The sequence below is a fragment of the Qipengyuania algicola genome (assembly GCF_042492175.1).
GTDB lineage: Bacteria > Pseudomonadota > Alphaproteobacteria > Sphingomonadales > Sphingomonadaceae > CAJXSN01.
In genome coordinates this window covers 1821948-1835369 of record NZ_CP170453.1, presented here as the reverse complement: position 1 = coordinate 1835369, position 13422 = coordinate 1821948, and the positions used below count along the sequence as shown (strand labels likewise).

The following is a 13422-nucleotide window of genomic DNA, read 5'->3' as shown; positions in this document are numbered from 1 at the left end:
GGGCTGCGTTCAGGCGCGGCCCCGCCTTTGCCAGATCTCTGCGACGTCCTGAGCTGCCAGATCTTCCAGCAAGCGAAGGAAGAAACCGGGCCGCTGATAGGGAAACAGCTCCCCGGCGCCTTCGACCACCTCAAGGGTGGCCCGCGGACTTGAGGCACGGGCAGCGGCGCAATCCTCTGCATCGACATTCTCGGCTTCGGCCGGGATCACCCAGTGGAGCGGCACCTGAACCTGCGAGAGCCATGTCGTGGGGTCATTTGTGCCGACCATTAATTGTTCGCGCATGAAAGCGCTATGCCCCTGACTGGTGAGATGGCGACAGGCGATGCGAAGGAGCGGCTGAAACTCCGGGTCCATCACAATCCGTCGATCGATCTCCGCTTCGCCAAAGGAGCGATGGAGGTAAAAGTCCGGGCCCTCGCGCTGCACCAGCCGAAAACCGATGCGACACACCAGCTCGAAGACGGCCGGCGACAGGCGGGCGATGCGCGCGAAGGTGCGTTGGTTCAGGGTCAGCTTGCGCCACCGCCCCTGCGGCATATTCCACGGCAGCCCGATGCACAGGAGCGAGCGAAACAGGTCGGGCCGCCGCGCCGCTGTGCGGGTGAGGTATAGCTGGCCAGAGTAAGAAGCGAGCGCTGGTATGCCGCGCAGGCCCAGATGATCGCATAGCGCGATCACCGCATCGCAGCCATCGTCGAGCTGGTCCCTGCCATCAGGCGGATCGCTGTGCCCGTGACCCGGTGTGGACATGCAGATCAGCTTCAGACCGGTCTCTGCAATACGCTGGCGAATGTGTTCGTGCTGCACGAAATAAGGCAGCTCGCCATGCAGGAACAGGACGGGCTCGCCCTCCTCCGCCCCCGTCCAGGTATAGGCCAGCCGGCGTCCGTCGCTGCGGCGCAGGATCGTCTCGTTGCCCAGCGGGTCCGACCATCCCAGCGCCGAACGCTCCCGCAGGCTTTCCGCCCGACTGCACAAGAGGCCGAGAAGCCGCATCAATTCGGGCTGCGAGCGGGTTTCGGTCTTGGCGAAGATGCGCTTGAGCTGGGTGCGGATCGTCTCGCGCTGCGTCTGGCGTGCGCTGGCGACACGGTCGAGATCGGAATGGCGAAACACAAGCCGGCAGATATCGACCTCGGCCGCCGTCAGGCCGAACGCTTTGGCAAGGCTCTGACCGACATCCACGCTCCAATCGAGCTCGAGCGAACGGACCACAGTATAGATCCGATTGCGCGATCGGCTGTGCAGCGCAGCGACTTCGGCCAGAGACTCCCGCCCCTCCGGACCCAATATGCGGACGATGGCATAGTCGGTATTTGTGCCCCCCACCCCTGCGCGGAAAACCGCTTCGAAATCTGCGCGCGAATCCTCGCGGAGCCACGCGCGCCCTGCCATCGACCCCTGCTCCATGCCGAAAAACGCGCGCGCCGCCTGGTTGAATGTCACGACGCGGCCTTCGGGCGAAAGCACCATCGCCGGCGCTGTCGAGACACCGACTGCCTCGGCAAATTCGTCCTGCGTGCGCAATTCGAGGTGATCGTCGAGCCGCTCGGAAATACCGGTCAGCTGGGCGAACAGCGCATCATCGAGAGGGTTCGCAGAGCGCTCCTCCGCCGCTGCCAGCTTGCGATCCCAACTGGCCAGCAGACGGTCGTAACTCGTTGCCTCGTTGAGCGAACGCCATGACGCGGAGACGATCTCAAGATCAACCGCGCGGTTCTGCTCATAATCGTCCGTCACCCCGGCCCCTTTCCCCATATGGGGTATGACAGGCCGCGCCGATGCGAGCAAGTTCTCCTCCTTGCGACTCAAGGGGATAGCTATGATACCGCGTACGATTTCCGCCCGGGCCACAATGCTGGCCGGCACTGCTTCAATGTTTGCTGCAACCGTCCTTCTTCTACCCGCCGAAGCGCAGGCGGAAGACTGTCTGCTCGATCGCAACAACGATGGCACAGCGACCGCCGGAACAGACGACGATGGCGGCGCCAATTCTTCCGACGGAGACCTGCGCCTGGCCTGCGGTGTGAACGCTCAGGCGAACGACATCTTCGCCCATGCGCTGGGGGCCAACACGTCGGCCACGGGCGTTGCGTCGCTCGCGATCGGCTATGCGGCCAACACCGACGGCACGGGAGCGATAGCCATCGGATCGGACGACGGTAACGGCAGCGGCGACGGTGTCGGACCGTTCGCGCAGGGTTTCCGAGCTATTGCGCTGGGGTACGAAAACGAGGCGCTGGGACTGGATGCTATTGCCATCGGCGGCATCGCTTCGGCGAGTTCTACGGGGGCAATTGCGCTGGGGGGCGAGTCGATTGCCAACGGCATCACAGCGGTGGCCATCGGATTTTCCGCCGATGCCTTGCAGGATCAGGCAACAGCCGTTGGCGGCGGCGCGCTGGCGGGATCGAACGCAAGCGCTTTCGGCAGCGGATCCGTCGCCTCGGGCATTTCATCGAGTGCCTTTGGTCAATTGGCGCAAGCAAACGCGCAAACCTCCAGTGCTTTCGGGGCAGGCTCCCTTGCGACGGCTGAGAACGCCGTGGCCGTTGGTGCCAGCGCGAATGCAGCGGGCAGCGGGGCGGTCGTGGTCGGTGCGAATGCCAGCGCCAACACCGTCTCCGGCACCGACGGCATCGCCATCGGCAACAATGCGAACGGTGCCGGTGATGTCTCTATCGCCATCGGCCTGAATGCGGATGCGACCGGGATTGAAGCGATCGCGCTTGGCCAAGAGGCCGATGCCACAAGCACGGATTCCATCGCCATCGGTGGCGACAGCTTCGATGCTGACACATTGGGCGCCCAGGCCACCGGGCAACAGTCAGTGGCGCTCGGTGCGGATGCAACGGCGGTCAGCGCCAACACCACAGCACTGGGTTACGGAGCCAATGCAGAAGGCTCCAGTTCCGTTGCGGTCGGTTCGCTCGCCGATGCTGTTGGCGGAGGGGCGGTCGCGGTTGGTTCCGGGGCGGATGCGGCGGCGGAGAGATCCGTGGCGATCCACGGTGCGGTCGACAGCACAGCCTTGCGCGGTATCGCTATCGGCTTCTTCTCGGAGTCCAATGCGGACCGGTCGATTGCCATCGGGGTCGACGGTGGTGACGACGGATTCCTCGGCGCGATAGCGGATGGGTCATCGGCAATTGCTCTGGGCACCGACTCCCTCGCCAGCGGCGAAGCAAGCATCGCGCTGGGCCGCGGCGCAGCGTCCGGGTTTGCCGGCGGGATCGCAATTGGCGATGGGTCGGGAACCGACAATGGTCTGGCCATCGGCAAAGGGTCCAATGCAATCAGCGGCATCGCTTTGGGCAGCGCCGCTCTTTCTCAAAACCAGGGCATCGCGATCGGAGTAGATGGCAGCGACGCCGATACGCTCGGAGCGCAGGCGCTGCAGACGCGTTCTATCGCGATCGGTGCCGATGCGACTGCTGAAACCACGGATTCCATAGCGCTTGGTACAAACACCGTGGCGCAGAATGGCGGAGTAGCTATCGGCACTCTCGCCGAAGCGACAGGATCTCAGTCCATATCGGTCCGCGGCATCGCTTCGGGCGAACGCGCCATGAGCATGGGTATCGCCGCTTCTGCCACGCAGACCCAGTCGCTGGCAGTCGGGTTCCGCTCGAAGTCGAATTCCGCGCGCGCTATCGCTATCGGTGCTGATGTCGAAACCGGCGGCGAGTTCGCCGGGACCGAAGCCACCGGCGAAGACGCCATCGCCATCGGGACCGAGGCCAAGATCAACGGCACCGGTGCCATCGGGCTTGGACGCGGCGTCCAGATCCTCGGCGCGAACACGGTCGTGATCGGTGATGGCGGGATCGCTCTCACCGCGGATGCGACGGGGGTCGGTGCCGGCGTCTCGGTAACCGGGACAAGCAGCAGCGCATTCGGTTTCAACGCGGTTGCAGGCACCGGTTCGGCCACATCGGTTGGCGCAAGGGCGCAGGCCACAGGCGGCGGGTCCACTGCCATTGGCGCAGGCATTGTCGATGGCACCGGGCCGGTTGCTAGTGGCATATTTTCGGTGGCTCTGGGCGGCGGCGGCAACTCCGCGCCGGGAGCGAACGCGGCGGGAGACTTCGCCATCGCCATCGGGAACGCCAGCATAGCATCGGCGAACCGCGCCGTTGCCTTGGGTGCGGATTCCGTTGCCGACCAGGGTTTCACCGTCTCCGTCGGGCGCGCCTTCGACGATAACGGCACGCCGGGCGACACCTCCGATGACACGCCCGCCATCACCCGCCGTATCGTCAATGTCGCGAACGGGGTCGATGCCAGCGACGCGGCAACGGTCGGGCAGCTCGATGCGATTGCGGGCGACCTTGCCTATTACGAAGTGAATTCGGTTGTCGGGGTCGCAAGCGCGACGGGCATCAATTCGATTGCCATCGGCACCGCTACCGAGGCCGACGGCGAGCAGGCCATTGCCATCGGGTCGGGCGCCAAAGCCAACTTCCTCGGCTCGGTTGCCCTGGGATCGGATTCTCTCGATGGCGACCAGCTCGGCGCAAACACAACCGGGCCTCAGGCCACCGCCATCGGGGCCGATGCGACGGCTACGGTGCAGGCGACGGCGATTGGCTGGGGTGCCGTCGCAAATACAGGGAGTGCAGGGACCGCTGTCGGGCACCTTGCGCAATCCGGTGCCAACGCCCTTGCCGCAGGACGCAGCGCGAACGCAGCGGGCACGACCTCGACCGCTCTGGGCGCACGGGCGCAGGCGGCGGGTTCGAATTCCATCGCCATTGGGGGTTCAGCCAACGAAACCTTCTCCGCCAGCGCTCTCCAGCAAAACGGCATTGCCATCGGTGGAGGGAGCAACGGCATTCCCGGAGCGATTTCCGATGGTGTCGGCGCCATTGCCATCGGCAATTCGAGCCAGGCTTTGGCCGACGGTTCTGTGGCGCTGGGGGCCAACTCTGTCGCGAACGCAGCCAACACTGTTTCCATCGGGGCGAGCGGATCGGAACGCCGCCTTGTCCATCTTGCGACAGGGATCAGCGGCACGGACGCGGTTAATGTCGGCCAGCTCAACGCTGCCATTGCCGGCATTACCCCCGGCACGCCCTATGTCGCGGTCAACAGCACCGCCGCTCCGGCGATGGCGACGGCGACGGATGCCTCGGCGCTCGGCCCGCGCTCGGTCGCCAGTGGTCAGGAATCGACCGCATCGGGCTTCCGCGCCGAAGCCACCAATACCAGCGCCAGCGCCTTTGGCCGGGCCGCTGTTGCGGGCGGCGTGAACGCGACCGCTGTGGGCAGCGGTGCCCGCGCCACAGGTGGCGGGGCGAGCGCGCTTGGTCTGGCGGCGAATGCAGGTGCGAACCGGGCAACCGCCGTGGGACGGCTATCCGTGGCGAGCGCGGCCGATGCAACCGCAGTGGGGCACGCATCGTCGGCCACCGGACTGCGATCGACGGCGGTCGGCAATGGCGCGGCGGCGGGATTCACCGATTCCACCGCCATCGGATCGGGCGCAACCACGACGGCCGGCAATCAAGTCATGCTTGGCGGTGCCGGGTCCTCCGTAGTCGTCGCCGATATCGATGCGAGCACCGCGCAGCAGGTCGGCCCTGTTGACGTCGTGACCGTGGACGCCACCGGCACTTTGGGGCGGCAGGCCGTGGCGACCACTGGTCAGTTGCGCAGCGTGCAGACCTCCATCGACCATATCTCGGCGGTCACCGATGCGCAGTTCAGTGCGCTGACCAACCGGGTCGGCGGGCTGGAAGCGGGGCTGTCCAACGTCAATTTCCGGCTCGACGAGCTGGATGAAAGCACCAGCGGCGGAATTGCCGCTGCCATGGCGCTGGGCAGCGCGATGAGCGTGCCGGGCAAGTCGATCTCTGTATCGATGAACGCGGCGACCTATGGCGGCGAGCATGCCTTTGCCGGATCGCTGACCGGGCGGGTATCGGATTCGGTGCTGGTCTCGGCTGGCATCACCGGCAGCACGGGCGATGACCGGGTTGGCGGGCAAGTCGGCGTCGCTTTCGGATTCTGATCGAAAGCCGGATGTTTTGGGCGGGGCGCGGGCCGGTTTGATCCGGCCAGCGCCCCGCCCCACCCTCAGAAAGTGGAATTCCCCACCCCGCCATCGATTACGATGGACTGGCCGGTGATGTAATTGGCCATCTCGCTGCACAGGGTCGTTACCATCGCGCCGAAATCCTCCGCATTGCCAAAGCGGCCTGCGGGCAGGCGGATGGCTTTGACAAAAGCGTCGATCTCCTCGTCATAGCTGCGCCCGCTGGCCTTCGCGCGCGGGCCGAAAACATCCTCTATTCCCGGCGTCAGATGCATGCCGGGCAGCACCGAATTGATCGTGACATTGTGCTGCGCCACCTCCTTCGCAATCGCGGTGCAATAGTTTGACAGGGCAGCGCGCGGCGGGCCGGAGAGCACGCGCATGGCCGCGGGATATTTCGCCGCGCCGGTGCTGATATTGACGATCCGCCCCCAGCGCCGCGCAATCATCGGATCGATCACCGCCTTGATGTAGGCAATCGGGCTGAGCAGCGCGGTGTTCAGTGCACGCTCCATTTCCTCCTGCGGCACATCGCGGAAATCCTGTGTGAAAGGCGGCGGGGCGCAGGTCGCGACCAGAATGTCGGGATCGGGACAGGCGGCCAGAATGGTCTCGCGCCCGGCATCGCTGCTGTGATCGGCGACGACCGGGTGCACTTTTGCACCGGTGGCCTCCGCGATCTCCTTGCACGTCGCAAGCAGCCGGTCCTCCCCGCGCGCCGAGACGAACACCTCTACCCCTTCGCGAGCCAGCGCCAGCACAGCGCCCCGCCCCATGCCGGCACTGCCGCCATTGACCAGCGCCTTGCGCCCGGAAATTCGTAAATCCATGCCTGCCTCCTGTGCATTTTTGCACGCAGACTAGCTGGCCCTGCACCGCCCCGCCCCTCGCAAATAGAGGGACCGCGCCAGCCCGCTCGCGCCTAGCTCTCGACCGATAATTCCCAGAACAGCAGCGACTGGCCGTTCACCGCCAGCAGGCCGAGCACCCCGATCCATTGCCACAGGGGCTTTTTCGTAAAGCTGATCAGCAGCAGCGGAATGAAGAAGGCGGGGGTCAACAGAAGGAAATACCAAACAATTTCGCTAGCAGGCACATTATCATCCACCGCCCCCTGCGCCGCGCGGACCATGTCGCACACGAAGGCAAGGCCCAGCAACGCGCACAGAACGCGCCGTTCCTCCATGTAGAAGGTCCACAGATCGAGCCCTTCTGGCGGCACTTCATCGGGCAGCACGGAATAGGCAAACAGAGCCAGCAGGCCCGGCACCGAAAGGACGCCAAGAAGCTCCATCATGGTGATATCGGTGACGTCGAATTCCCACCACAATGAGAAAAACTCCGAGATCACGGCTATCGTTGCGAGGAGCGCCATCATCAAAGGCAAGGGATGCCACGTCACCCGTTTTCGGGCGCGGATCAGCCGGTGAAGACTGTTGATCAGGTCGGCAATCGCCACCGCCAGAACGATGATGACGAAGGAGGAGAGATAGGTGAAGAATTCCGTCTGACCCACAGCAGCCCCTCAAATTCCCGACCCTGACCACCGTCACTCGCAGACATCCCCGCCAATGCCAAGTGCCTGGCTGCGCCCGCATTGTGTGCTGCGACAGAGCAGAATGAACCTTTTCCCTTGCGCCTGCGACCATGGCGTGGAGTCATCGGACTTCTGTGGGGGCGGACAATCGGGAAAGCACACTTCCCGCCCCTTCGATCGCAACTGAAAAGGGGACATATCATGCGGAATTTCTATCTTGCGGGCGCGGCGGGAACCGCCATCGTCATGGCATTGGCATCGGCACCGGCGAGCGCTGCCGAATGCACACTGGACGCCGATACAGCAGCGGCGGACGAGACTGCGAGCCTCGATCCGCTGGCGCAGAGTGACTGCGAGGAAGAGGGCCCGGAAGATACTGGCGCGCAAACCGGCGCAAATGACGCCGCCCTGCCCTTGTCCATCGACACAATCACCGCGCCGGATCTGACCGGCCGCGAAGAACAGCCACAGGGCACCGGCGCCGCCTGTGTCGCGGGAACCGGCTCGGACTCGCTGGAATGCGGCACCGCATCGGCCACGGGCGGAGCAAATGGCGCTACCGCAATCGGCGTGAATTCCGCGGCCACGGGGCCAAGTGCAACGGCTCTGGGCAACACGGCATCGGCATTCGGTGACAATTCTACTTCCCTGGGAGCAGGATCGGTCACCCTTTCTTCCGAGGGAACCGCTGTGGGTGCTTACGCCCGGGCCACTGCTCTGGGCGGCGTAGCACTGGGTACGCGCGCTGAATCCACCGGTCTTCGAGCCATCGCCATCGGTGTGGATGCCACCGATGCAAGTGATCTGGGTGCCAATGCCACTGGCAGCGACGCGATTGCGATTGGCACGGATTCGCTGGCTTCGGGACAGGAAAGCATTGCCGTTGGCCGCGAGGCGAGCAGCACGGAAACACGCGCCATCTCACAGGGTTTCAGGGCTTCGGTCACATCCCCCGGCGCTGTGGCCATCGGCGAGGTTTCCTCGGTCGGCATCGGCGCAACCAATTCCGTCGCACTGGGGGCGGGAGCGACCGTCAGTGACAACGCCTTCAACGCCGTGGCACTCGGCTCCTCGTCTGTGGCTGGCGAGTCGGACACTATCTCCGTCGGTTCATCGGGCAGCGAGCGCCGGATCGTCAATGTCGCGACCGGCACGGCCAATACCGATGCGGTCAATGTCGCACAGCTCAATGCAGCGGTCAGCGGAGCGAGCGATCCCTATGTCGATGTGAACAGCACCGGCGGCGCGGCGAACGCTTCCAGCGATGACGCCATCGCCATCGGCGAAGAGGCAACAGCGAACAATATCGGCAGTATCGCAATTGGCGCCGATGACGGCGACGTCGACACGCTCGGAGCGCAGGCCGGAGGTTTCCGCGCCATTGCCATCGGCACCGATGCAGGCGCCGCCGGCAACAACAGCGTTGCGATCGGCCGCGGTGCCCTCACCCAGACATTCGATACCGTCGCCGTAGGCATTGCCGCTTCTGCAACGTCGGGAGGCGCGGTGGCTCTGGGCGGCAATGCGACCGCTTCGGGTGACTACGGCTCGAGCCTCGGCTTTGCCGCGTCCAACCAGGCGGTGCGCGGACTGGCGCTCGGCTCGTCCACCGTCATCAATTCGGGCGCGACCCGCTCGGCAGCCATCGGCTCGCAGGCGGTGGTGAACGCAAGTGTCACCGACGCCGTTGCGCTGGGTGCAGCCTCGGTGGCCTCGGAATCGAACACCATCTCGGTCGGTTCGTCGGGCAGCGAGCGACGAATCGTTAATGTTGCGCAGGCTACCTCGGGGACCGATGCAGTCAATCTCGACCAGCTCAACGCGGCGGTCGGAGGAGCCAGCGACCCCCTCTTTTCGGCTGAAGGTGCCGGGACTGCTAACTCGACTGGTTCGCTCTCAGTCGCAATCGGCAATGATGCCAACGCCACCCAGCTGGGTGCAATCGCCATTGGTGCGGACGATTTCGACACCAATACCGGGGGCGCACAGGCGACCGGCTCGCGCGCCATCGCCATCGGCGCTGATGCGACGGCGACCAAAGCATGGGCTGTCTCGCTAGGCGTTGGAGCAATTTCGATCGGCGAAGAAGCAATTGCCATCGGATTGTATTCGTTTGCCGAGAACTTTCAAGCGATTGCGCTTGGAGACAGGACTCAGGCCCGAGGGAATGGGGCGCTTGCGCTCGGGAGTTTTTCGGTCGTGCGCGCTAGCGCTGGTATTGGCCTCGGCATGAATACTAGCGTAGGTCCGGGGGCCTCGAGTTCGATTGCAATCGGAGTGTCTGCGCGCGTAAACTCAAATATCACCGATGCGGTTGCACTGGGTGCGTCCTCGGTCGCCTCGGAATCGAACACCGTCTCCTTCGGCAGTTCCGGCAATGAGCGGCGCCTTGTCAATGTTGCGGATGCGGTGGATACCACTGATGCGGTCAATCTCGGCCAGCTTAACGCGGCGGTTGCCGGGGCAGGCAATCCCTATCTGCTGGTCAATTCGTCCGGTGCATTGCCGACCGCATCGGGATCCAATGGCATAGCACTTGGTGAATCTGCCAATGCAGCAGGACCTAGCAGCGTCGCCATCGGACAATCCTCTACCAGTCCAGGCAGTATTTCCGTGGGGATCGGACCGCTAGCGCGCGCCTTCGGCCAAGGCGCAGTCAGCATTGGGTATTTCTCTTCAGCAGGCGGTGCAGGGGATTTCGCAACTGCCGTTGGCTTCGAGGCAGGCGCTTCGCAAGCCTACTCCACCGCCTTGGGCGCCAATGCGAGAGCCAATGGCGTGCGTTCGGTTGCGATCGGCGGAGACGGTCCGGATGGGTCAGCCATTGGAGCCTCTGCAACCGCTACCGACGCTATTGCTCTTGGAGCGGATTCATTGGCCACGGCAACCAACTCTGTCGCGATCGGGACGGAATCCGTAGCCAACATTGCGAACACCGTCTCCTTCGGCAGTGCCGGAAACGAACGCCGCCTCGTGAATGTCGCGCAGGCGACTGCCGGCACCGATGCGGTCAATCTCGATCAGCTCAATGCAGCGATTGGCGGGTTGTCGGGCGGCGGGTCGGTCTATCTGGCGGTCAACAGCGCGGCGACCGCGGCTGCGGCGGTGGGGGTTGATTCCACCTCGCTCGGCCCGGTCACCGATGCCACCGGTGACGAGTCCACAGCTGTCGGCTTCCGCGCCAGTGCGGGCGCGCTTCGCTCGTCGGCCTTTGGCCGTGCCGCCGATGCCGGGGCGGACAATGCAACCGCTGTGGGCAGCAGCGCGAATGCCAGCGGCATCGGGGCAAGCGCCTTTGGCCAATCATCGAAGGCTATCGGCAATCGCTCCACCGCCGCAGGCCGCCTGGCTAGCGCGGGAGGCGCCGATTCGACCGCTCTCGGCCACCGTACGGACGCGAGCGGCATCCGGTCGACCGCCATCGGCAACCTTGCCGTCGCCTCGCAAACCAGCACGACCGCCGTGGGGGACGGGGCCAATGCAAACTTCGCCCGCAGTCTGGCCATCGGCTTTGGCGCAGCCAGCACGGGGGCAGACAATGTCTCCATCGGCAACACCAATGCGACGTATAATCTGGCGGGCCTGGCCGCGCCTTCGACGGGCACTTTTGTGCTGACCATCGACCAGAACGGCCGACTGGCCACTGTCGACAGCGCAAGCCTCTCTGGCGTCGGTTCGCTGGATGCATCGCAGCTGGCCAGTGCACCGCTGGGTGCGGGTGCCGCGTGTGTCACCGGGGCGGGCTCGGGAACGCTGGAATGCGGTGCCGGATCCACCACTGGAACCGCGACCGACGCGACCGCCATCGGTACCAATAGCGAGGCGACTGTGATCGGTTCCATCGCGCTTGGTGCCGGTGCAAAGGCAACGGCAGGCTTTCAATCCATCGCGATAGGTGCAGGGGCAGACGCCTCCGGTTCAAGCGCAATCGTGCTCGGTCAAGGTTCGATGGCCACAGGCAGAGACGCCTTGGCGATCGGTCGCTCTACCACTGCCGCGGGCGAGGACTCGATTGCCATCGGCGAAGGGTCAGCGGCCACGGGGGCCTTTTCAACAGTGGTCGGAGACGCGTCTGGCGCCACCGCCGACGGAGCCACCGCTCTGGGGAGCCGGGTCGCAGCAACAGGCGTTCGCTCCATCGCCATTGGTGGTCTTGAACGGCTGGACACGCCGGGTCTCGGGGCAACCGCATCCGCACAGGATACGCTGGCCATCGGGGCCTATTCGCAGGCTACGCAGGCCAATGCCATGGCCATCGGGGCTGATGGTGATGGCGATATGACCGGCGCGATTGCCTCCGGAACAGCAGCGATTGCGTTTGGTTCGGATGCGGAATCCACCCAGTCCAATGCACTGGCAGTAGGTGCCAGAACCTCGGCGACCGGCGCAGATGCATCGGCCGTCGGCTTCCGCAGCGTTGCCTCAGCGGATGGTGCATCGGCCTTTGGCCGCGCTGCAACAGCGTCGGGGCTGAACTCTGCAGCTGTCGGCAATGGTGCGTCGGCATCGGGCGGCGGCGCCAGTGCGTTCGGTAACGCTGCGCGGGCCAGTGCCAACCGGTCGACCGCTGTCGGAAGGGCCGCCCGCGCCACCAACGCGGATGCAACGGCGGTGGGCCAGCAAGCCGTGGCCTCTGGCCCCCGAAGCACCGCCATCGGCAACGGCGCGACGGCGGCCTTCGCCAATTCGACTGCGATCGGCCATCAGGCGGCGACTACCCGGTCCAATCAGGTGGTCCTCGGCGGAGCCAACTCCTCCGTCGTGGTGGCGGATATCGATGCGAGCACGGCGCAGCAGGTCGGCCCGGTCGATGTCGTCACCATTGACGCCACCGGCACCTTGGGACGGCAGGCTGCGGCGAGCGTGAGCCAGCTCAACTCTGTCACCGCATCGATCGACCACATCTCCGCTGTCACCGATGCGCAGTTCAGTGCGCTAACCGGGCGCGTCGGCGGGCTGGAGGCTGGCCTTGCCAACGTCAATTTCCGGCTCGACGAGCTGGACCAGAGCACCAGCGGCGGGATCGCGGCGGCGATGGCGATGGGTCAGGGCAAGATCGTACCCGACTCCGGCATCTCGATGACGGTAGCGGCTGCAACCTATGGCGGAGAGCACGCCTTTGCCGGATCGCTGACCGGCAAGGTGGCCGAGAAGACCTACGTCTCCGCAGGCGTCAGCGGCAGCACGGGTGATGGCCGCGTGGGCGGCACGGTGTCTGCAACCTTCGGGTTCTAGGCGCTGGGCATAGAGCGTAGGGCGCGGGTGCCGGTATCTATCACCGGCACCCCGCAGCAAGGTCCACGAAATGGATTTGGCGGAGTTAGTCGGAAGTGCTTCTGACCAACTCCGCGTCCTTGCTTTCGGCTTTCACCGAGCATCCATAGGTGGAATTATTTGTGCCAGCTCTGCCGATGGGTGCATGTCTTGCAGCCGCCGCGCGAAGTTCCGGGTGCCACATAGGCGGTGCAGCTGCACCCGGACTTTGTGCAAGCGCCGCTGCCGTAGTTAATTGTCACATCGTCGTTTGGAGTATTCTCTTCGGTCATCATCGGTTCTCCCTTCCGCAGGGCGACCCGCAATACTGTGAGGCTTCTTATAAGAAACCGACCTCGTTCCAGTTTTGCAGTATGAGATTTACCAGATTCAGTTCGGAAAGCAAAGCCGCTTCGATTTGCGAACAATCTATGATTGCAACCATCTCTTGCCACTGAAATTTTTTGCAGTGGTAATCAGCTCAACGCCAAATCGTCGCAAACTGGCGAGATTGGCAAGCCCTTGGATTTGAGACAACTTTTTTGCTGCCGGTTGATTGACATGGCTGTTTAGCGAGAGCAAATCGTGCCCC

Annotated in this window: 5 protein-coding genes; 2 read left to right on the top strand and 3 right to left on the bottom strand. The window is 64.5% G+C overall.

Annotation, left to right across the window (positions count from 1 at the left end):
• Nucleotides 1-9 precede the first annotated feature (9 nt).
• Nucleotides 10-1743, bottom strand: a complete 1734-nt coding sequence (locus ACFCW2_RS08610; protein WP_379545680.1) for a hypothetical protein — start codon at nt 1741-1743, stop codon at nt 10-12.
• 82 nt (nt 1744-1825) lie between these two features.
• Between ACFCW2_RS08610 and ACFCW2_RS08605 the strand changes: the two genes are divergently transcribed.
• Complete coding sequence (locus ACFCW2_RS08605; RefSeq protein ID WP_379545678.1) at nt 1826-6016, top strand: beta strand repeat-containing protein; 4191 nt, start codon at nt 1826-1828, stop codon at nt 6014-6016.
• 65 nt (nt 6017-6081) lie between these two features.
• Here the strand turns inward: ACFCW2_RS08605 and ACFCW2_RS08600 are convergent, their stop codons facing one another.
• Nucleotides 6082-6870, bottom strand: a complete 789-nt coding sequence (locus ACFCW2_RS08600; RefSeq protein ID WP_379545677.1) for an SDR family oxidoreductase — start codon at nt 6868-6870, stop codon at nt 6082-6084.
• A 92-nt stretch (nt 6871-6962) separates the two neighbouring features.
• A complete protein-coding gene (locus ACFCW2_RS08595; protein ID WP_379545676.1) occupies nt 6963-7556 on the bottom strand; it encodes a hypothetical protein in 594 nt (197 codons plus the stop codon).
• 222 nt (nt 7557-7778) lie between these two features.
• Between ACFCW2_RS08595 and ACFCW2_RS08590 the strand changes: the two genes are divergently transcribed.
• Complete coding sequence (locus ACFCW2_RS08590; protein ID WP_379545675.1) at nt 7779-12812, top strand: beta strand repeat-containing protein; 5034 nt, start codon at nt 7779-7781, stop codon at nt 12810-12812.
• Nucleotides 12813-13422 lie beyond the last annotated feature (610 nt).

Excerpts from the sequence above, each read along its gene's own strand:
- ACFCW2_RS08605 (WP_379545678.1), top strand. The coding sequence starts at position 1,826 with ATGATACCGCGTACGATTTCCGCCCGGGCCACAATGCTGGCCGGCACT.
- ACFCW2_RS08600 (WP_379545677.1), bottom strand. The coding sequence starts at position 6,870 with ATGGATTTACGAATTTCCGGGCGCAAGGCGCTGGTCAATGGCGGCAGT.
- ACFCW2_RS08590 (WP_379545675.1), top strand. The coding sequence starts at position 7,779 with ATGCGGAATTTCTATCTTGCGGGCGCGGCGGGAACCGCCATCGTCATG.